This window comes from Fulvimonas yonginensis, from assembly GCF_037137055.1.
In the GTDB taxonomy this organism is placed as follows: Bacteria; Pseudomonadota; Gammaproteobacteria; order Xanthomonadales; family Rhodanobacteraceae; genus Frateuria_A; species Frateuria_A yonginensis.
Window position 1 is genome coordinate 76,624 of the sequence record NZ_JBBBNY010000007.1, and the last position, 21,077, is coordinate 97,700.

16 protein-coding genes are annotated in these 21,077 nt (G+C 70.4%); 9 read left to right on the top strand and 7 right to left on the bottom strand.

What is annotated here, in order from left to right:
• Nucleotides 1–96 precede the first annotated feature (96 nt).
• Entirely contained in the window at nucleotides 97–444 is a 348-nt protein-coding gene (locus WAT24_RS10975) for a ComEA family DNA-binding protein (protein WP_336807908.1), read from the bottom strand.
• Between the two features lie 213 nt (nucleotides 445–657).
• Between WAT24_RS10975 and WAT24_RS10980 the strand changes: the two genes are divergently transcribed.
• From WAT24_RS10980 to fghA, 9 genes are all read left to right on the top strand, one after another.
• Entirely contained in the window at nucleotides 658–2,091 is a 1,434-nt protein-coding gene (locus WAT24_RS10980) for a M20 family metallopeptidase (protein WP_336807909.1), read from the top strand.
• Between the two features lie 2 nt (nucleotides 2,092–2,093).
• A complete protein-coding gene (locus tag WAT24_RS10985) occupies nucleotides 2,094–2,786 on the top strand; it encodes a YggS family pyridoxal phosphate-dependent enzyme (RefSeq protein ID WP_336807910.1) in 693 nt (230 codons plus the stop codon).
• A 183-nt stretch (nucleotides 2,787–2,969) separates the two neighbouring features.
• Nucleotides 2,970–3,254 carry a 2-hydroxyacyl-CoA dehydratase gene (locus WAT24_RS10990; protein WP_336807911.1) on the top strand — a complete coding sequence of 95 codons (285 nt, stop codon included), beginning with the start codon at nucleotides 2,970–2,972 and terminating at the stop codon, nucleotides 3,252–3,254.
• Nucleotides 3,255–3,541: 287 nt separating this feature from the next.
• Nucleotides 3,542–4,168, top strand: coding sequence for a C40 family peptidase (locus WAT24_RS10995; protein WP_336807912.1), 627 nt, complete (start codon nucleotides 3,542–3,544; stop codon nucleotides 4,166–4,168).
• Nucleotides 4,169–4,442: 274 nt separating this feature from the next.
• Complete coding sequence (locus WAT24_RS11000) at nucleotides 4,443–5,093, top strand: rhomboid family intramembrane serine protease (RefSeq protein WP_336807913.1); 651 nt, start codon at nucleotides 4,443–4,445, stop codon at nucleotides 5,091–5,093.
• A 19-nt stretch (nucleotides 5,094–5,112) separates the two neighbouring features.
• Nucleotides 5,113–6,474 (top strand): amino acid permease, encoded by a 1,362-nt coding sequence (locus WAT24_RS11005; RefSeq protein ID WP_336807914.1) that lies wholly within the window; start codon nucleotides 5,113–5,115, stop codon nucleotides 6,472–6,474.
• Nucleotides 6,475–6,591: 117 nt separating this feature from the next.
• Nucleotides 6,592–6,858: a metal-sensing transcriptional repressor gene (locus tag WAT24_RS11010; RefSeq protein WP_336807915.1), complete on the top strand. Its 267-nt coding sequence runs from the start codon at nucleotides 6,592–6,594 to the stop codon at nucleotides 6,856–6,858.
• A 22-nt stretch (nucleotides 6,859–6,880) separates the two neighbouring features.
• Nucleotides 6,881–7,990, top strand: a complete 1,110-nt coding sequence (locus WAT24_RS11015) for an S-(hydroxymethyl)glutathione dehydrogenase/class III alcohol dehydrogenase (protein WP_336807916.1) — start codon at nucleotides 6,881–6,883, stop codon at nucleotides 7,988–7,990.
• A 7-nt stretch (nucleotides 7,991–7,997) separates the two neighbouring features.
• Nucleotides 7,998–8,837 carry an S-formylglutathione hydrolase gene (fghA, locus tag WAT24_RS11020; RefSeq protein ID WP_336807918.1) on the top strand — a complete coding sequence of 280 codons (840 nt, stop codon included), beginning with the start codon at nucleotides 7,998–8,000 and terminating at the stop codon, nucleotides 8,835–8,837.
• 6 nt (nucleotides 8,838–8,843) lie between these two features.
• Here fghA and rapA read toward each other — a convergent pair whose 3' ends face one another.
• The 6 genes from rapA to WAT24_RS11050 form a co-directional block, all read right to left on the bottom strand.
• Entirely contained in the window at nucleotides 8,844–11,684 is a 2,841-nt protein-coding gene (rapA, locus tag WAT24_RS11025) for an RNA polymerase-associated protein RapA (RefSeq protein ID WP_336807919.1), read from the bottom strand.
• 111 nt (nucleotides 11,685–11,795) lie between these two features.
• A complete protein-coding gene (locus WAT24_RS11030; RefSeq protein ID WP_336807920.1) occupies nucleotides 11,796–12,473 on the bottom strand; it encodes a Fe2+-dependent dioxygenase in 678 nt (225 codons plus the stop codon).
• Nucleotides 12,474–12,529: 56 nt separating this feature from the next.
• On the bottom strand, nucleotides 12,530–14,836 hold the full coding sequence (locus WAT24_RS11035) for a catecholate siderophore receptor Fiu (RefSeq protein WP_336807921.1): 2,307 nt from the start codon (nucleotides 14,834–14,836) through the stop codon (nucleotides 12,530–12,532).
• Between the two features lie 138 nt (nucleotides 14,837–14,974).
• Nucleotides 14,975–17,098, bottom strand: coding sequence for a M13 family metallopeptidase (locus WAT24_RS11040; protein ID WP_336807922.1), 2,124 nt, complete (start codon nucleotides 17,096–17,098; stop codon nucleotides 14,975–14,977).
• Between the two features lie 165 nt (nucleotides 17,099–17,263).
• Nucleotides 17,264–17,737: a Csu type fimbrial protein gene (locus WAT24_RS11045; protein WP_336807923.1), complete on the bottom strand. Its 474-nt coding sequence runs from the start codon at nucleotides 17,735–17,737 to the stop codon at nucleotides 17,264–17,266.
• On the bottom strand, nucleotides 17,734–21,003 hold the full coding sequence (locus tag WAT24_RS11050; protein ID WP_336807924.1) for a fimbria/pilus outer membrane usher protein: 3,270 nt from the start codon (nucleotides 21,001–21,003) through the stop codon (nucleotides 17,734–17,736). Before WAT24_RS11050 ends, WAT24_RS11045 begins: the two co-directional genes overlap by 4 nt.
• Between the last annotated feature and the right edge of the window lie 74 nt (nucleotides 21,004–21,077).

Sequence of the window (21,077 nt, forward strand, 5' to 3'; positions counted from 1 at the left end):
GCCCGTCCCTGGGCGGCGGTCCTGCCACTGCCATGGCTGGAGGGGCGCCTCCGCGCCCCGGGGACAAACGAGGGCTCCCGGCGGGAGCCCTTGGGCTCAGCCCTTGGCCGCGGCGCCGGCCGCGTGGTGGGCGGCCTTGCGCGGTGCTTCGGCGCGCGGCGCCGGCAGGTCACCGCTGAAGCGGATGGCCTCGCGGTTGCGCTCGAGGGTGCTCTTGCCGATGCCCTTGATCTGGGCCAGGTCCTCGACCCGCTTGAACGGGCCGTGCGCCTCGCGCCAGGCCACGATGGCCTGCGCCTTGGACGGACCGATGCCGTCCAGGGCCTGGGCGATCGTCTTCGCGTCGGCCTTGTTGACGTTCACCGGCGTGGCGGCGAAGGCGGGCAGGGCGAGCGTGGCCGCGAGGCTCAGCGTCGCGAGCAGATGGCGGAGCTTGGAGTGCATTGGATTCCCTCCCTGGGGTGGATGGCGGCACCGTTGCCGCCCTGCCAGTGTGGCCGTGGCGCGGTACGCATGCCGTCGGCCGGTGGCTTGGCGAGTGCCCCGATCGGTCCCGCGCTGCTGTGGGCGATCTCCGACGCGCTGTCGGCGCAGACGGGCGCTGCCGGCCGCACTGGTACACTTCGGGGTTTCCCCCGTTCGCGAAGGAGCTCCCCCATGGATACCGCCCGCCTGTCCGGCTTCATTGGTGGACTGTGGGACGACGAGATCGTACCCAAGCTGGTCGAGTACATCCGCATCCCCAACAAGTCGCCGATGTTCGACGCGCAGTGGGTGGAGCACGGCTACATGGAGCAGGCCGTGGCCCTGCTGGAGGGCTGGGCGCGCGGCAAGCTGGCTGCGCTGCCGGGAGCGACGCTCGAGGTGGTGCGCCTGGCCGGTCGCACGCCGCTGATCTACATCGACGTGCCCGCGACGCTGCCCGGCTGCCAGGATACCGTGGTCCTCTACGGCCACCTGGACAAGCAGCCGGAGATGACCGGCTGGGCGGAGGGCCTGGGGCCGTGGACGCCGGTGCTCAAGGGCGACAGGCTCTACGGACGCGGCGGCGCCGACGACGGCTACGCGATGTTCGGCTCGCTGGCCGCGCTGCTGGCGCTGGCCGAGCAGGGCGTGCCGCGTGCGCGTTGCGTGATCCTGATCGAGGCCTGCGAGGAATCCGGCAGCTACGACCTGCCGCACTACGTCGACCACCTGGCCGCGCGCATCGGCAATCCCTCGCTGGTGGTCTGCCTGGATTCCGGTTGCGGCAACTACGACCAGCTGTGGCTGACCACCTCGCTGCGCGGCATGACCGGCGGCGAGCTCACCGTGCAGGTGCTGGAAGAGGGCGTGCATTCGGGCGATGCCTCCGGCGTGGTGCCCTCCAGCTTCCGCATCCTGCGCGAGATCCTCTCGCGGCTGGAGGACCCGGCCACCGGCCGCATCCTGCCGCAGGAGCTGTACGCGGAGATCCCGCCGCAGCGCATCGAGCAGGCCCGCCATGCCACCGAGGTGCTGGGCCCGGCGGTGTACGACAAGTTCCCCTTCGTCGAGGGCATGCAGCCGGTCACCCGGGACCTGCTCGAGTTGGTACTCAACCGCACCTGGCGGCCGCAGCTGGCAGTGACCGGCATCGGCGGCATGCCGCCGCTGGAGAGCGCCGGCAACGTGCTGCGCCCGTTCACGGCGGTGAAGCTCAGCCTCCGTCTGCCGCCTACGGTCAACGGAGCCAAGGCCGGGCAGTTCCTCAAGCAGCTGCTGGAGAAGGATCCGCCCTACGGCGCCAAGGTGACCTTCAAGCTGGAAAAGGACGGCAGCGGCTGGAACGCGCCGCAGCTTTCGCCGTGGCTGGCGCAGGCGGTGGCCGAGGCCTCCGAGCACTACTTCGGCGCGCCGGCCGCCTACATGGGCGAAGGCGGCTCGATCCCGTTCATGGGCATGCTGGGCGAGAAGTTCCCGCAGGCGCAGTTCCTGATCACCGGCGTGCTCGGCCCGCATTCCAATGCCCACGGGCCGAACGAGTTCCTGCACATCCCCACCGGCAAGAAGGTGAGCATGGTGGTGGCCGAGGTGATCGCCCGGCACGCGGCGCAGGCCGGCCGCGGCTAGCCATGAACGTGCCGGCCGACTCGCTTGCCGAGCGCTGGGCCGCCGTGCGCGGGCGGGTGGATGCGGCCTGCCGCGCGGCCGGTCGCGATCCGGCCGAGGTGGCGATCCTGCCGGTGAGCAAGACCTTCGGCCCGGAAGTGGTGCGCGAGGCGGCCGCCCTGGGCCTGCGCCGCTTCGGCGAGAACAAGGTGCAGGAGCTGCGCGACAAGTCTGCCGCGCTCGCCGGGCTAGGGCTCGACTGGGTGCTGATCGGCCACCTGCAGACCAACAAGGCCAGGGACGTGGCGCGGCTGGCCTGCGAGGTGCAGTCGCTCGACCGGCTGGAGCTGGCCGAGGCGCTGCACCGGCGCCTGCAGGCCGAGGGGCGGCTGCTGGACGTGCTGGTGCAGGTCAAGACCTCGCCCGAGGAGAGCAAGCACGGCCTGCCGCCCGCCGAGCTGCCGGGCTTCCTCGACCGGCTGCGAGGCTACGCCACCCTGCGCGTGCGCGGCCTGATGACGCTCGCCGTGCAGTCCGAGGACGACCAGGCCGTACGCGCCTGCTTCCGCCAGTTGCGCGAGCTGCGCGACGCCGCCGCGGCGCGCGGGCACGAGCTGCCGCGGCTGTCCATGGGCATGAGCGGCGACTTCCCGCTGGCCATCGCCGAGGGCGCGACCGAGGTGCGCATCGGTACCGCGATCTTCGGTCGTCGCTGACGCCCTCCGGCGCCCGGAATGCCCGAACCGAAAGCGGAGGTCCTTGCTCCCGCTTGCTTGTGGCATGGCGTTGCAGGTAACGATACTGCCCGTGACGGACGGGCCGCAGGAGCGGCGAAGGCCGTATCAGGGGCAGATGGACATGGGCGTGCCAAGATGGGACACCTCCTGGCTACCCTTTCCATGAAACCCAGTACCTACGACTTTCGTCGATTCCAGCAAGAACTGGCGGCGCTGGACCGCAAGAACGACAGCCAGGGCAAGGAGAGGCCCATGCCGAAGAAAGAATCAGTCGACGCTCGCCTGCTCCAGGCCAAGGCGGAGTTCACGGCGCTACGCGAACGCTACGGCCTGACCGTGGCCGACGTGGTTGCCTTCTTCCCGGAGGAGGAGGGGATTGCCTACCTGCAGGGGCTGATCGCCGAAAGGCAGGCGAAGCCCAGGCGTCGGTCGAAGAACTCCGAATAACGCCTCGGGGCCTCGGTTGGCGCCGCCTGACGCCGGGCCTCCCGTTCCGGCCGGTCGCGGCCTGGCGGCATCGCCCGGCTTTCGTGTGCCTGCCCGTTCCGTGTCGCCAGGCGCCTGTCGCCTGATGTGCAGACAATCACGCGCCTGTGTGAATTTTCCGAAACGGCGGAGTTCAGTTAACGTCAATCGAACATCCCGGCGGGAGGCCTTTGCTAAGTTCGACGCTCTCGCGGTCGCCCCGGCGGCCTGCGGCCTAGCCCACGAACAGCAAAAGGGATTTTTCCCGCATGCCGATCCAGCGACTGACCGTGTCCGCCGCCCTGCTCGTCGCGCTGTTCGCGACGGCACCGGCGCATGCAGTCGAGGCTCCGGTGGCCACGCCCGTCCTGGCGCCGCTGCCGATGCCGCTGGCCAATCTGGCCCCCGCGGTGGCGCAGTCCACGTTGCCGACCGACGCGGCCGCGCTGCGGCCGGCGCCGACGGAGACCGCGGACGGCAGCCAGGGCGACGAGGCTGCCGACCTGCGCCAGGCGCTGGTTTCCCTCGCCATGAAGCTGCGCGACGTGCGCTACGTGCGCGGCGGCCGCTCGCCGTCCACCGGCTTCGACTGCAGCGGCTTCGTGCGTTACGTGTTCGCGCACGCGGTCGGGCTGCGCCTGCCGGCCAACTCCGCGGCGCAGTTCCTGGCTGGCATCAAGGTCAAGCGCGCCGACATGCAGCCGGGAGACCTGGTGTTCTTCCACACCCGCGGCCGCAAGCGCATCTCGCACGTGGGCATCTACCTGGACAACGGCCGCTTCATCCATTCGCCTTCGGCCGGCAAGTCGGTGGAGGTCTCCAGCCTCGACGACGCCTACTGGGCCAAGCGCTTCGCCGGCGCGCGCCGTCCCGAAGGCATTGCACAAAACGGTTGAGTAGGAAACACCATTGGGGGTTTCCGCAGTCGGGCCGCCAGCAGGCGGCCTTTTTTCGTGGGCTCTTTCGCGCCCGGCTGCACGGCGCGTGGCGGCGGGGCCCGCCGCCGCTCGGGACGTTCGCCTCGCCGGGCGGTTGGCCCGCAGCGCGGGGCGTTGTCTGCCTCTGTCGGAGCTCGCTCCTACGGGGTTGCCACGGGGTCGCGGCCGCACCACGTGCGGCCCCTGCCGTCGGCTGATCGGTTACCCTTCCCGAATCACCACCGGATCGCTCATGCCTTTCCAGCTGCCGCCCGTCACCCGCAACCTGCTTATCGCCAACGTCGCCGTCTACCTGTTGCAGCTGCTGCTGGGCGATACGCTCGTGCTGCACTTCGCGTTATGGCCGTGGGGGCCGGACCAGTGGGCACAGACCGCCGACGGGCTGGTCGCGGTCGGCTTCCGGCCATGGCAGTTGGTGAGCTACGCCTTCATGCACGGCGGCCTGGAGCACATCGCCTTCAACATGCTGGCGCTGTACATGTTCGGCGGGCCGATCGAACGCCTGTTCGGCGGGCGCGAGTTCCTGCTCTACTACTTCGTCTGCCTGATCGTGGCGGCGCTGGCGCAGCTGATGGTGGTGCAGTGGTTCACCCACGGCTTCTATCCCACGCTCGGCGCCTCCGGCGCGATCTTCGGCCTGCTGCTGGCGTTCGGCATGATGTATCCGCACGAGAAGGTCATGCTGATCTTCCTGCCCATCCCGATGCCCGCCTGGCTGTTCGTGATCGGCTATGCCGCCGTCGAACTGCTGCTGGGCGTCACCGGCACGCAGGCGGGCGTGGCCCACTTCGCCCACCTGGGCGGCATGCTGGGCGGCTACGTGCTGATCCAGTACTGGCGCGGGCGGCTTCCCATCAAACCCCGGCGCCGGCTGATGCGCTGACCACACCGACAGGCGATACATGAGCGAGCAACTGCAGCGGCGGCTGACGCCGCGACACATCACCTTCATGGCGCTGGGCATGTGCATCGGCGCCGGCCTGTTCCTGGGCTCGGCCAGCACGATCAAGCTGGCCGGTCCGTCGGTGCTGTTCGCCTACGTGTTCGGCGGCGCGATGATCTTCGTGATCATGCGCGCGCTGGGCGAGATGGCCGCCTACGAGCCGATCGCCGGCTCCTTCAGTGCCTACGCGCACAAGTACCTGGGCCCGTTTGCCGGCTACCTGACCGGCTGGAACTACTGGATCCTGATGATGGGCGTGGGCATCGCCGAGAGCACGGCGGTGGGCATCTACATGAAGGAGTGGTTCCCCGAACTGCCGCAGTGGATCTGGGCCTTCGCCAGCGTGGCGATGATCGGCGGGCTCAACCTGATGGCGGTCAAGGTCTACGGCGAGCTCGAGTTCTGGTTCGCGTTGATCAAGGTGCTGACGGTGGTGCTGATGATCCTGGGCGGCCTGGCCATCATCGCGCTGGGCTGGGGCAACGGCGGTCACCCGGTCGGGCTGTCCAACCTGTGGACGCATGGCGGCTGGTTCCCCAACGGCGTGGTCGGCATGGTGCTGGCGCTGCCGGTGCTGGTGTTCTCCTTCGGCGGCATCGAGACGATCGGCATGGCGGCGGCCGAGGCGGCGCAGCCGGAGCGCACCATCCCGCGCGCGGTCAACTCGGTGATCTGGCGCATCCTGATCTTCTACATCGGCTCGCTGTTCGTGATCATGGCGATCTACCCGTGGAACGAGCTGGGCACGCAGGGCAGCCCGTTCGTCAGCACCTTCGACAAGCTCGGCATTCCGCGCGCCGCGGCGCTGATCAACTTCGTGGTGATCACCGCCGCGCTGTCCAGCTTCAACTCGACCACCTTCAGCGGCAGCCGCATGCTCTACAGCCTGGCGACGCAGGGCCAGGCGCCCGTGTCGATGCGCCGGCTGAATTCGCACGGCGTGCCGGTGCGCGGCGTGCTGGTGACGATCGGCTGCCTGCTGCTGGGCGTGCTGCTCAACTACCTGGTGCCCGAGCGCATCTTCGGCATGATCATGTCGATCCTCGCCTTCAACACGGTGTGGACCTGGGGCACGGTGCTGGTGGCGCACTGGCGCTTCCGCCGTCGCCAGGCCGAACCGCTGCCGTTCCGGCTGCGACTGTGGCCGGCGAGCAGCGTGCTGTGCCTGGCCTTCCTCGCCTTCGTGCTGGTGATGCTCGGCTACAGCGCGGACACGCGCGTGGCGCTGTACGTGGGCGTGGTCTGGCTGGCCCTGCTGACCGTCGCCTACAAGCTGTTCGGCATCGACCGCCGCCTGCGCGCCGCGGTCGCCGGCGCCTGACGTCGCCCGCGGGCGTCCCGCGAAACTTCCGCCCCTGATCGCGCGCGCCATGTGCGCAGGTTGGCTCGCGTGCGCCCTCGGCCGTATACTCCCCATGGGTATACAGCGGACACACGCATGCCGTACTCGTCACAGGAAAAAAAGCGCGCGCTGGTGCGTGTGCGGCGTATCGGCGGGCAGCTCGAGGCACTCGCGCAAGCGCTCGAGCGCGAGGCCGACTGCCCCGCCGTGCTGCAGCAGATCGCCGCCGTCCGCGGCGCGGTCAACGGCCTGATGGCCGATGTGCTGGAAAGCCACCTGCGCGCCTCGTTCGGCAACGGCGAGGCTGCCCCGGACGATGCGGTCGAGCACACCCTGGCGCTGGTCCGCGCCTACCTCAAGTGAGCCCCTTCCCCCGGAGAACGCCATGAAATCGCGCGCCGCCGTCGCCTTCGCCCCCGGCAAGCCCCTGGAGATCGTCGAGATCGACGTCGCGCCGCCGCGCGCGGGCGAGGTGCTGGTCAGGATCACCCACACCGGCGTGTGCCACACCGATGCGTTCACCCTGAGCGGCGACGATCCGGAGGGCGTGTTCCCAGCCGTGCTCGGCCACGAGGGCGGCGGCATCGTGGTCGAAGTGGGCGAGGGCGTGACCAGCCTGGCGCCGGGCGATCACGTCATTCCGCTGTACACGGCCGAGTGCGGCAGGTGCAAGTTCTGCCTGTCCGGCAAGACCAACCTGTGCCAGGCGGTGCGCGCCACCCAGGGCAAGGGATTGATGCCCGACGGCACCACGCGTTTCTCCCATGACGGCAAGCCGGTCTACCACTACATGGGCACCAGCACCTTCAGCGAATACACCGTGGTGCCGGAGATCTCGCTGGCGAAGATCGACCCGGCGGCGCCGCTGGAGAAGGTCTGCCTGCTCGGCTGCGGCGTCACCACCGGCATCGGCGCGGTGCACAACACGGCCAGGGTGCAGCCCGGCTCGACCGTGGCGGTGTTCGGCCTGGGCGGCATCGGCCTGGCGGTGATCCAGGGCGCGGTGCAGGCCCGGGCCGCGCGCATCATCGGCGTCGACCTCAACCCGGGCAAGTTCGCGCTGGCGCGCGAGATGGGCGCCACCGACTGCGTCAATCCCAAGGACTACGACAAGCCCATCCAGGAGGTCATCGTGGACATGACCGACGGCGGCGTGGACTACAGCTTCGAGTGCATCGGCAACGTGGAGGTGATGCGCGCGGCGCTGGAGTGCTGCCACAAGGGCTGGGGCGAGAGCACCATCATCGGCGTGGCCGGCGCCGGGCAGGAGATCCGCACGCGGCCGTTCCAGCTGGTGACCGGCCGCGTGTGGCGCGGTTCGGCCTTCGGCGGGGTCAAGGGCCGCAGCCAGTTGCCAGGCATGGTGCAGCAGGCGATGCGCGGGGAGATCCGGCTCGACCCGTTCATCACCCACACGCTGCCGCTGGAGCGCATCAACGAGGCCTTCGACCTGATGCACCGGGGCGAGTCGATCCGCACCGTGATCCATTTCTGAGCGCGCCATGGACGGGCCGGAACGCATCGAACACCGCGCCTGCTTCGGCGGCTGGCAGGACGTCTACCGGCATCGCTCGGCCGCGCTCGGCTGCGCCATGAACGTGGGCGTGTACCTGCCACCGCAGGCTGCGCACGGGCGCTGCCCGGTGCTGTACTGGCTGAGCGGCCTGACCTGCACGGAACAGAACTTCATCACCAAGGCGGGTGCGCAACGGTACGCGGCCGAGCACGGCCTGATCCTGGTCGCGCCCGACACCAGCCCGCGCGGCGAGGGCGTGCCCGACGATCCGTCCTACGACCTGGGCCAGGGCGCGGGCTTCTATCTCGACGCGACGCAGGCGCCGTGGGCCACCCACTACCGCATGCACGACTATGTGGTGAACGAGTTGCCGGCGCTGGTCGAGGCGGCGTTCCCCGCCACCGGCGCGCGCGGCATCAGCGGTCACTCGATGGGTGGCCACGGCGCGCTGGTGGCGGCACTGCGCCACCCGGGCCGTTACCGCAGCGTCTCGGCCTTCGCCCCCGTCGTGGCGCCGTCGCAGGTGCCGTGGGGCGAGAAGGCGCTCGGCGCCTACCTGGGGCCGGACCGTACGGCGTGGGCGGCCTGGGACGCGGTTGAGCTGGTGCGGGTCGCGTCCGGACGGCTGCCGCTGCTCGTGGACCAGGGCGAGGCGGACGAATTCCTCGCCGGCCAGCTGCGGCCGGAACTGCTGCGCGAGGCCTGCACGGCAGCGGGACATCCGCTCACGCTGCGCCTGCAGCGCGGCTACGACCACAGCTACTACTTCGTCGCCAGCTTCATCGGCGAGCACCTGGCCTGGCACGCCCGGGCGTTGCGCGACTGAGCCGGCTCAACGCAGCGCGAGGAAGTCCGGGCTGGCGACGAAGCGCACCGCGTCCAGGCGCAGGCGCGATTGCGGCAGCGCCTCGAGCAGCGCGGCACGTTCGGCCTCCAGCGTGGCGATCTCCCCCGGGCTGATGGACGGGTTGACCTCGCGCAGCGCGCGCAGCCGCGCGAGCTCGGCATCCAGTTCGCCGGTCGCGCGGGCCACCGCTTCGGCGACGTGCTCCTGCGCGCGCTGGCCGGCGATCGCCTCGGCCTTCTCCAGCATCGGCGGTACCAGCTTGGCGAGGAACTTGCGGTAGCGCGGCACCTCGATGGTGCGGTCGGCGGCCTTGCGCACCGCCGCCTCGCTGGGCTGGAAGCCCGCGCGCTCGGCCAGGCGCGTGTCCACCGTCACCACCAGCGGCAGCGTGGGCAGGAAGCGCTCGGCATCGAGCCTGCGGTCGGCCACGCATTCGAGCAGGAACACTGCCTGCAGCAGCGCGCTGCGAGGCGGCAGCGCGTCGTCGACCATGAACGCGGCATTGCCCTGTTCGCCCGACAGCGCCAGGTCCAGCGCGCCCATCACCAGCGGATGGTCCAGGCGCAGCAGCGGCAGCTCCTCGCGCGCCAGCGCCACCTCGCGAGCGAAGGTCGCCGACAGCGGACCCTCGGCGAAGCCGGGCAGGGCATCGGTGGAAAGGTACTGCGGATCGAGCAGCAGCACCTGGCCGCCCAGCTCCTCGGCGTGGATGCCGAAGGCCTCGAGCAGGCGCTGCACGAAGGCGTCGCGCGAAGGATCGACGTCCTCGCGGCGGAACGCGCGGCCCAAATCGTCGGCGTGCGGGTCGCGGCTGGCGGCGAGCTCCAGCAGGTGGTCGCGCCCGGCGCGGATCAGCGCGGCCAGTTCCTCGTGCGTGGCACGGGTCTCGGCGATCAGCGCGTCCAGTTCCTGGTCGCGGCCGTCCGGGTTGCGCGCGTGCTCCTCGGCCAGGCGCACCAGCGGCTCGCCGTAGCGGCGCAGCAACTCGCGCCCGTCGGCGGGGCTGGAGCGGAACGCGTCCACGCCTTCGTCGTACCAGCGCGCCAGCACGTGCTGTGCGCTGTCCTGCACGGCGAGGATGTGGATGGCGATGTCGTGGGTCTGGCCGATGCGGTCCAGGCGGCCGATGCGCTGTTCGAGCAGGTCCGGGTCCAGCGGCAGGTCCCACAGCACCAGGCGGTGCGCGAACTGGAAGTTGCGGCCTTCCGAGCCGATCTCGGAGCACAGCAGCAGACGCGCGCCGTCGGGCTGGGCGAAATAGGCGGCGTTGCGGTCGCGCTGCACGATCCCCAGGCCTTCGTGGAAGCGCGCGACGCCGGCGCCGGTGCGCGTGCGCAGCGCCTCCTCCAGTGCCAGCACCTTGGCCTGGCTGCGGCAGATCAGCAGGAACTTGTCCTGCGGATGCGCCTCCAGCAGGGCGACCAGCGCGTCGATGCGCGGATCGGCCGCGTAGTCCAGCGCCAGCGCGGGTGGCGGCTGCTGGATGTCGGCGTGGAACTCGGCCAGCAGCGCCTGGCGCGCGTTCTCGTCCAGCGCCTCGGCCTCGATCAGCTGCCACTGCGGGATGCGCGTGGGAAACCCGCCGATGCCGGTACGACGGTTGCGGAACATGGCGCGACCGGTGCCGTGGCGATCGATCAGCGCGTCGAGCAGCTCGCGCGCGGCGGCCGGTTGCGCGGGCTCGTCCAGTCGCGCGAGCAGGGCGGCGTCGCCGGCGAAGATCTCGCGCAGGCTGGCGCGGTGGGCCTCGTCCAGCGGCTCGCCGGATTGCAGGCGGTCGGCGATCGGCGAGAGCGCCTGAAAGCGCTCGGCTTCCGCCAGATAGACGTCCAGGTCGTGGTAGCGCTGCGGGTCGAGCAGGCGCAGGCGGGCGAAGTGGCCGCTGCGGCCGAGCTGTTCGGGCGTGGCGGTGAGCAGGATCACGCCCGGCGTCCTCGCGGCGAGCTGCTCGACCAGCGTGTAGCGGGCGCTGGCCGCCTCGGGTGTCCAGGCCAGGTGGTGGGCCTCGTCGACCACGAGCAGGTCCCATGGCGCCTCGGCCAGTTGCGCGGCGCGCCGGGGGTTTTCTTCCAGGAAGCGGAAGTCGGCGACCACCAACTGCTCGTCCTCGAACGGATTGCGCCCGTCGCCGGCCTGTTCCAGCGCCTCGCAGCGCTCCTCGTCGTAGATCGCGAAGCTGAGGTTGAAGCGACGCAGCAGTTCCACGAACCACTGGTAGACCAGCGTGTCGGGCAGCAGCACCAGTGCGCGCGAGGCACGGCCGGTGGCGAGCTGGCGGGCGAGGATCATGCCCGCCTCGATGGTCTTGCCCAGGCCTACCTCGTCGGCCAGCAGCACGCGCGGCGGACGGCGTGCGGAGGCGATGCCGGCCACGCGCAGCTGGTGCGGCACCAGGCCGATGCGGGCAGCACCCAGGCCCCAGGCCGGCGAGCGGCGTGCCTCGGCACGGCGCTTGAGGCCCTCCAGGCGCAGCTCGAACTGCGCCACGGTGTCGGTGCGCCCGCCGACCAGGCGGTCGTCGGCCTGGCTCACGCTCTGCTCGTCGTCAAGCTGGCCCTCGTGCAGCTCGCGGCCTTCGCCGCGGTAGATCAGCAGGTCGTCCTTGATCTCCACGCGCTCGACCAGGAACGCCACGCCCTTGCCGGCGACGCGCTGGCCCGGCCGGAACTCCGCGCGCACCAGTGGTGCCGAGTCGATCGCGTAGGGACGCAGGACGCCGGCCTTGGCGAACAGCACCTGCACGCCGCGGCCCTCCACGCGCAGGACGGTGCCCAGTCCAAGCTCGGGTTCGGCGGTGGAGATCCAGCGTTGACCGGGTACGAACATCGTGCTGCCGCGTGTTGCATGAAGGGGCGCCGATTATCCGCTCCCGGCGGTACGGAGGGAACCGCCGCAGGGCGAAGACGCCCGGGCGCCCCGCACTCGAACGATCGGTCCTCAGGTTTCCGACCAGGCGCGCAGCAGGTTGTGATAGACCCCGGTCAACTGCAGCACGGCCGTGGTGTCCGCGTCACCGGCGACGAGCCGCTGGATCGCGGTGTCCAGTTCGAGCAGCGTGCGGCGCCTGGTCTCGTCGCGCACCAGGCTCTGGATCCAGAAGAACGCCGCGAGGCGGGCGCCGCGCGTCACCGCCGTCACGCGATGCAGGCTGCCGGCCGGATAGAGCACGGCATCGCCCGCGGCGAGCTTGACCGCGTGCTCGCCGTAGGTGTCGCTGACCACCAGCTCGCCGCCGTCGTACTCGTGCGGGGCGCTGAGGAACAGCGTGCAGGCAAGGTCGCTGCGCAGCTGCCGTCCGTCCTCCAGCGCCATCACCGCGCCGTCGACGTGGAAGCCGTACTCGCCGCCACCCTGGTAGCGGTTGAAGCGCGGCGGCAGCACGCGCAGCGGCAGTGCCGCCGCGTGGTAGAGCGGATGGCGCGCGAGCGCGGCGAGCACGTCGCGGCCGAGCGCTTCGCGCAGCGGCGAGGCGTCCGGCAACTGCAGGTTGCGCTTGACCTGGGCTCCCTGCGCGCCGACGGTCTCGCGGCCATCGGTCCAGCCGGCGGTGGCGAGCGCTTCGCGCAGGCGGGCGAGCGTGGCGTGGTCGAGGACGCTGGGCAGGTGCACGAGCATGGCGGTCTCCGGCGGACGGGCACAGGGTGGCGGGGCTGCCCGGTCGCCCCGCCCGGTCAGAAGCGGACGTTCGCCGTGAGCATCGCGGCGCGCGGGATGCCCGGCATGTAGCGGTAGCCGCTCTTGTTGATCGCCGCCACGTAGCGGCGATCGAGCAGGTTGTAGAGGTTGAGCTGCAGATCGACGTGACGGTCGACCGGGTAGCTCGCCATCGCGTCGAACACCCAGTACGCGCCGGTGGCGGCCGGCGTGCCGACCGCGCCGTCGGTGCCGCGCTTCATGGCGCCGGCGTGGCGCGCACCGCCCGCGATCGTGAGGCCCGACGGCAGGCGGTAGGACGTCCACGCGGTGAACGCGTTGCGCGGGGTGTAGGCCAGATCGCGCGAGCCGTCGTTGCTCACTGCCTTGCCCGAGATCACCCTGGCCTCCAGGGTGGTGTAACCCGCGCTCACCGCCCAGTTCTCGGTGAGCCGGCCGACCGCGCTCACCTCGATGCCCTGCACGCGCTTGCGGCCGGTCTGGTAGTACTGCAGGTCGACCGGGTCCTGGGCCAGCTCGTTGCGCACCTCGGTGCGGTACAAGGCGGCGGTGAACAGCAGGCGCTGGTCGAGCAGGTCCCACTTGGTGCCCAGTTCCATGGTGCCGGCCTTCTGTGGATCGAGCGCGGGGTTGTCGGCGCTGCTCGCCGAGCTGCTGAGCAGCAGCGTGTTGCCGCCCGGCGGTTCCTGCGACGTGGCGTAATTGGCGTAGACGCTGCCGTTGGGCGCGGGCTTGTACAGCACGCCGAGCTTGCCGTTGGGGAGGGTGTCCACGATGCGCGCGGCAAGGCCGGGCACCGGCGTGCCCGCCGGCAAGGTGCCGCAGGCGGGCGCATTGCGGGTGCCGCACAGGACCATGCTGGTGAAGCGGGTGGTGTAGCGGTCCAGGCGCAGGCCGGCGGTCACCTGCCAGCGCTCGCCGAACTTCAGCGTGTCAAAGGCGTAGGCCGTGGCGGTGTCCGTGGTGCCGCGGCCCCAGGCGCCGGATTCGCCGTAGACCAGGCCGCCCACGCGCGGGTCGGGATGGTAGAGACCGGCCGCCGGCCAGGCGCTTCCGTCCAGCGCGGCCACGCCGACGCTGGTGGCCTTCTCCTCGGTCAGCTCCACGCCGGCGCTGAGGTCGTGGATCACGCGGCCGGTGACGAAGCCGGCGCTGAGGTTGGTCTGGTTGGTGAGGATGCGGTTGGATTGACGCTTGAAGTTGGGCGTGCTGCGCGCAAGCGTCCAGGTGGCCGGATCGTCGGGGTCGGGCGTCACGAGGTTGGCGGCGTTGGCCACGAAGGAGGTCAGCAGGTAATCCTGGTGCGTGCGTCCCCAGCGCGTGGTGTTGCGCATCGCCAGGTCCAGGTCGAAATCGTGCTGCACGATCAGGGTGAGCATGTCCGCGACGACGTGGTCGTGGTCCTGCGCCGTGCCGTAGAAGTTCTCGCTGTCCACGCGGGGCGCGTCGCCGATCTGCGGGCGCGCGGGGTCGGGGCTGCCGTAGCCGGGCAGGCCGACGGTCGGCACGCCGCCGTCGGGCACGTCGTTCTGCCTGACGTGCAGCGCGTCCAGATAGACCCGTGTCGGCGTGCCCAGGCCGAAGGCCAGCGACGGGGCCACGCCCCAGCGGCGGTGCTGCACGCGATCACGCCCGGGTACGCCGCTGTCCTGGCCGACCACGTCGAGGCGGAAGGCCGCGTGCGGCGCCAAGCGATGGTTCAGGTCGGCGGTGACGCGGCGCTGCTGGCCGCTGCCGTAGGACACCGAGGCGGATCCGCCGTCGGCGAGCACCGGCTGGCGGCTCACCAGGTTCACCGCACCGGTCGGGGCGGTGCGTCCGTACACGGTACCGTCCGGTCCCTTGGTCACTTCCACCTGCTCGATGTTGAACAGGTCGCGCGAAATCGAGCCCAGATCGCGCACGCCGTCGACGAAGATGCTGCCGGAGGTGTCGAAGCCGCGCATGTAGATGCCGTCGCCGGTGGTCGTGCTGCCGTTCTCGCCGGCGTAGAAGGTACCCACGCCGGGACTGTTGCGCAGTGCCTCGGTGAGCGTGGTGGCGGCCTGCTGGTCGATCAGGTCGCGGGTGATGACGCTGACGGTCTGCGGCGTGTCCAGCAGCGGCTGGGTGAACTTGGGCGTATCGACCACGTCGGCGCGGTAGTCCGCGCCGCGCGTCGCGTTCACCTCGACGCTGGGCAGGCGCCTGGCGTCGCGCACCTGCGGATCGGCGGCGTCGGTGCCGGCATGGACGGGCAGGGCGAGGGCGAGCAGGCTGGCGGCGGCCACGCTGCGGGTCAGCGAGGGCGGGGTCGGATGCTTGCGGCTGGTGATGCCGGCCATGGGAGTCCTTGTCTGGAAAAGCCAGGCGCGGACTCTAGATGAGAATGGTTATCAATATCAAGTCTCGGACTCGCGAGCGACAAAAGGAAAGGCCCCGCCGAAGCGGGGCCTCCGGGGTGAAGCGGCAACCGGCGTGGGTTACCAGATCTTCACCTGCTTGTCGCCCGAGCGGACCATCGGATCGCCCGGCTTGCACTGGAACGCGGCGGCGAAGGCCTCCATGTTGGACGGCGCGCCGATCGCGCGCAGCGATGCGGGGGCGTGCGGGTCGGCGTTGAGCTGCAGCAGCGCCTGCTTCTCGCGGATGTTGCCGCGCCACACACGGGCCCAGTTGAGGAAGAAGCGCTGGTCCTGGGTGTAGCCGTCGATCTTCGAGTTGGCTTCCTGCGGGTTCTTCTTCAGCGCCGCCTGCAGCGCGTCGTAGGCCGCGTTCAGGCCGCCCAGGTCGCCGATGTTCTCGCCGAGGGTCAGGCGGCCGTTGACGTGCACGTCCGGCTTGTCCTTGATCGGCGTGTACTCGTTGAACTGCTCGACCAGCTTGTCGGCACGCGCGTCGAACTTGGCGCGATCCTCCTTGGTCCACCAGTTCACGTTGTTGCCGGCGCCGTCGAACTGGCTGCCCTCGTCGTCGAAGCCGTGGCTGGCCTCGTGGCCGATCACGGCGCCGATGCCGCCGTAGTTGATCGCGTCGTCGCCGTTGGCGTAGAAGAACGGCGGCTGCAGGATCGCGGCCGGGAAGTTGATCGTGTTGTCGGACGGGTTGTAGTAGGCGTTGACCGTCTGCGGAGTCATGCCCCATTCCTTGCGGTCGGTCGGCTTGCCGATCTTGTGGATGTCGTACTCGTAGTTGTACTTGGCCGCCGCCATCACGTTGCCGTAGTAGTCGCCCGGCTTGATCTGCAGGCCCGACCAGTCACGCCACTTCTCGGGATAGCCGATCTTGGGCAGGAAGGTGTTCCACTTGGCGATCGCCTTGGCCTTGGTCTCCGGGCTCATCCAGTCGAGGTTCTCGATGCGCGCCTTGAGCGCGTTGCGCACGTTGTCCACCAGCTCCTGCGCGCGCTCCTTGGCCTCGGGCTTGAACATCTTGTCGACGTAGAGCTGGCCCAGTGCCATGCCCATCGAGCCGTTGACCGCACCGAGCACGCGCTTCCAGCGCGGCTTCTGCTCCGGCTGGCCGGACAGCGTCTTGCCGTAGAAGTCGAACTTGTTGTCCTGGAACGCCTTGCTGAGCAGCGGCGAGGCGTCGTCGGCGACGTGGAAGCGCAGGTAGGCCTGCCACTGCGCGACCGGCGCAGTGGCCAGCAGCTTGTCGAACTCGGCGAAGAACTTCGGCTGCGACAGCGAGAAGCCCTTGTCGATGGTCACGCCCTGCGCGGCGAAGAACTTCTCCCAACTGAAGTGCGGGGTGATCCTGTCCGCTTCCTTGACGCTGACGAAGTGGTACTGGTGCTCCGGCTCGCGCAGCTCGACCGGCGCGAAGGACGCCTCGGCGAGCTTGGTTTCGAACGCCAGTACCTGGTCCGCCTGCTTGCTGGCCTCGGCCGCCGGCACGCCGGTCAGCTCCAGCGTCTTGGCGACGTAGGCGAGGTAGGCCTTGCGCTCGTCGGCGTGCTTGGGATCGGTGTAGTAATCCTTGGTCGGCAGCCCCAGGCCGCTCTGGAAGGCGTAGCCGATCTGCATCTCGGCGTGCTTGAAGTCCGCGCCCGAGCCGAACGAGAACACCTGCATGTCGCCGTCGGCGAAGCTCTTGTTGAGGTAGTCGGCCACGTCCTTGCCGTTCTTCAGCGCGGCGATGGCCTCGAGCTTCGGCTTGATCGGATCGAAACCGGCCTTCTCGATCGCGGCCTCGTCCATGCCGGAGGCGTAGAGGTAGCCGATCTTCTGCTGGATCGAGCCGGCCTCGGCGCTGGCGGCGTTCCTGGCAGCGTTCTCCACGATCTCGTGCTGGGTGTTGAGGCTGTCCTCGGCCAGCTTGTCGAAGGCGCCCCAGCGCGTGCGGTCGGCGGGGATCGGGTTGGCGGCGACCCACTTGGCGTTGACGAACTGGTCGAAGTCCTTGCAGGCCTCGTCCATCGGGCCCAGCTCGCTGACGTCGAACACGGTCTTGCTGGCCCCCGCCATCGCGGTGGTGCCCGCGCTGGCCGGCGCGCTGCTGCTGGCAGCCGGCTTCTGCTGGTCGGCCTCGTGCTTGCCGCACGCGGACAGCGACAGCGCCAGGCTCACCGCGAGCGCCAGCGGCTTCAGATACTGCTTGGACATGGATTTCCCTCTGTGTGGTTCGCCCATGGGCGGTTTTGCGTGACTGCCGGCCACGTCCCCCCGGACCCGGCCGTGACCGGCCAAGCTAGGCCATCAGTCATGGGCCAGACAGTGTCAAAGGTCAGGGGTCGGCGCACGCCGGCGGCGCGAGCGGATCCGCGGCGATCAGAAGGTGAGCGTGACGGTCACGGCGTCACTGTAGGAGCCCACGTAGGGGTTCTGGCCGGCCGGGACGCTCCCGTACACCGTGTAGTCGACGCTGGTGCCGCTTCCGCCCACCGTAGTGCTGCCACCGGTGCCGTCGCCCCAGATGCTGACGTGGGCCGGGTCGGTGTAGAGGTTGTAGGCAAGCCGGTGGGAGCCGTTCTGCATGGTCCGGGAGGCGAAGCTGCCGGCGAGGCCAGGGCTCAGGGCGAGGGTGTAGCTGGTGCTCACGTCGCAGGTCACGGTGATGCGGCCCACGCTGTCCAGGTTCTGGCTGCTCTGGAAGTCGTAGTTGCCGAAGCTAATGCCCTGCACGTTGAGCCCGCAGGTGGCCGCCGCCAGCGGCATCGCCAGAGTCAGGGCGACCACACCCAGCGCCCAGGCGCGGGGGCGGCGGCTGTTGCGGGCGCCTCGGCGGTGATCGGGTCGTCTCATGGGCGCAGGCCTTTGCATATCACGGGGCCGATACGGGGTAGCGGGTCGCCGGTTGCCGGAAACGCCACCGTCATGTCGCAGGACTGTCCGCGCCAGTTCGCACGGAGCGTGTTGGTGGCTTCCAGTCCGGTGAGGTAGGCCTCGCCCTGGTAGCCGACCGGGAAGGTCGCGGTGCTGCCCTCCACGGTGATGGTAGCGCCGGCGGGGAGGAAACTGCCGTCTTCCAGCTTTACCACCACCACGGCACCGCGCGCGGCCCTGACCGGGAAGGTCAGCGCGACCGCACTGTGGCTGTAGGGGACGGCGTCCAGTTGCAGGCCCTGGATCTCGGCATCCAGCGGCAGGTCCGCCTGTTCGATGCGGATCGGGTTGCGCTGGTAGGGCCGCAGCCGGGGCACCAGTGCATAGCCCCTCTCGTCGGTGACCGCCACCGGCTGGTTGTCCGCGTAGACCCGCACGCCGGGAAAGCCAGGGACGCGCACGACCGCGAAACTGTCGTCGATGTGACGGCTGGGGAAGACGCGGCCGGCGAGCAGCGCAATGCCGCCCTGCACGGAGGCCTGGTAGGCCTGCCGTCCCTGGCTCTCTGCCGCGCCGATGGTGTAGGTGCCCACGTCGTTCTGCAGGGCGAGTTCGGCCAGGCTGGGATCGTCGGGCGACAGCCCCGCCTGCATGCGCCAGCCGGCACCGCTGCCGGCGGGAAGATTGTGCTGGTACTGCAGCGTGCCGCCGGACGAGCCGCCCCGGGTCTGGCCGTTGAGGCTGAGGCTGTCGACGCTGCCCAGGGGCATCGTGAACGTCATGGAGACAAGCGTCGAGCCGTCGCCGCCGAGGAAGCGCAGGGCGGAAAGGCCCAGGTAGCCGAGCCTGCCCAGGGCCCGGCTGTAGCTTGCGCCCAGCAGTTCGATGTCCTCGCGGTTGCTTTCACGGAAGCTCTGGCGTGTGTAGTTCAGTCCGAACGAGCCGAATCCCTGGGTGCCCACGCTCACGTACGCGGACGTCATCTGCTTGGGCGGGCGCGCGGGGGCTTCGTAGCCCAGCTGGCTGAAGCCGGGAGTGGTGACCTGCGAGCGCGCGCCCCAGCTCAGGTCGGTGGACTGCCGCTGGAACCCCAGCTCGAGCAGCCCGCCCCGGCCGTCCCGGTCGTGGCTGCCGGCGGCGGAGAGGGTGAGTACGCCCAGGTCGCCCACCAGCACGTTGCCGTTCAGGCCGAGCGTCTGCTGGTCCTGCAGCAGCTCGGCGTGGATCTCCCCGGTGACATGATCGGTCAGGCCGCGTCGCTCGGTGCCCACCAGCACCGGCTTGCCGTAGTCGTTGCTCGCCAGGCCGTAATTCCTGCGCTCGAAACCGAGCTCGTAGGAGTAATCGCGCAATCCCCTGGCGAGGATGCCGCTGCTGGCATAGAACGGTTGCGAGATCACCTGCTCGCGGCCGAGCATGTCGCGCACGACCATGCGGATCTCACCGGCGCCGGTGACCACCGGGAGGTCCTGGATGGTGAAGGGGCCGCCCGGCACCTCGCGCCGCAGGCGCAACGCGTCGTTGACGTAGTAGTCCACGGTGGAGGGAGCCGCCGCGACGCCGTCCACGGTAGGCAGGGGAAAGGTCACGAAGGTCGGCCGGGTGGCGAAGTTGGTGGCCCATTGCACACCGCCCATGCGGACCGAGCGGCCCCACGCGCTGGCGCCACTGATGGTGTCGCCGAGGCGAAGGCTCGCCATCCGATCCGGATCGTCGTGCGTCCAGGTGGTGTCGAGGCGGATCGTGCGCGTGGCATCGTCGGTGCGGCGCGACAGCAGGGTACTGGTGCCGCTGCCCATGCGGCCGAACAGGCCGGTCTCGAGCAAGGCGCTGGTCGTCGTGGACCCTGCGCTCTCGTGGCCGGCGAAGACGTCGTAGTTGAGGTAGGCCCCCGGTGGGGAGGGTGTGGGCCGGTCGATGCCCAGGGACATGCCGCTGAGATGGCTTTCAGCCATCAGCGTGGGGGGCACGCTGATCGCCAGCATTCCGCGCGCCTGGTCGACCTGATAGGTGAGGCCCTTGATCGCGGCGAGCGCGCAGTAGGTGTCGCTGCCGTGGCGGAGCGCTCCCGCGCAGCCGACATCCAGATGCCATTGCTGCAGGTCGTCCGGGCGCACGTAGATGGCGCCGTCGTTGCCCTGCAGCACCAGCGTGGTGTCCTGCGCCGCGCCGTTCACGTGCACCTCGAACCAGGCCTCGGCGACCGCGGGCTGCGCAGGCGCGGGCGGTGCGGCGGGTGCGGCCGGTGCCGGTACGGGTGACGGTGCCGGTGCGACCGGTGCAGGTGTGGCCCTGAGCACTTCGCTCGGTGCCGTGGGGGCGGCGGCCGGTGGCGCGGACGGTACGATGCGCTCGGGAAAGACGTCGACCACCAGGCGGTCGCCGTGCCCGTCGCCGGGGGCGAGGTTGAAGATCTGCGGCTCGACCGGCGCCGGCGCCAGCAGCCGTATCCGCGTGCCCGATGCGTCGTGCTCGAGGCGCACGCTGGTGAGGTAGGGGTTGGGCCGGATCTTCTCCGGCAGCTCGAGCAGAGCCCCGTCTAGCGGCACGTCACCCAGTTCGACGGACAGGGGGCCTGGCGTCGTCGGGTGCACCACGCGTGCGTGGATGGGGCGGTCCGATTCGAGCACCAGCCGCACCCGGTTGGCGGCGATGCCCACGCGGGTGCTGCTGACGTGCACGTTGCCGCTGGACGCCTGCTGCGCGAGCGATGCCAGGGTATCGGCCGTCACCGCGATCCGCGCCGGCACCGGCGCGACCGGCGAGGGCCTGGCGACCGCGGGTGCCTGACCCGAGGGCGGTGGCGCGGGAAAGACGTCCAGCACCAGCCGCTCGCCGAAGCCGCTGCCGGCCTCGAGGTTGAACAGCCGGGTGCGCACCGGCGACCGCGTCGGCAGCACCAGCCGCGAACCGGTGGCGCTGTCCTCGACCGTGGCGCCGAGCAGGAACGGGTTGTTCGCGCCGATGGCCCGTTCCAGTCCGGCCAGGACGCGGTCGGCGTCCACGCCGTCCAGGTCCAGCTGCAGGGCGCCGGCGCCCCGGCGTGTCAGGTGCGCGCGGATGGGCTTGTCCGATTCCAGCACCAGGCGGGTGTGGTCGGGATCCATGCCCACGCGCACGGCGCGCACATGCACGGCCGCCAGCAGCGGGCCGGGCGACAGGGCCAGCAACAGCAGCGCGCAGCGTACCGAGCTGGGGCGGAACCGGCGGCGCGCCGGCGGATCGGGTGCGGGAGGGAACGGCACGTCATGGCGGGCGCAAGCCGGGGCCCGCCGTGCCGGGGCCGCCCCGCACCGCCGTGCACGCCTGCCGTTTGCGC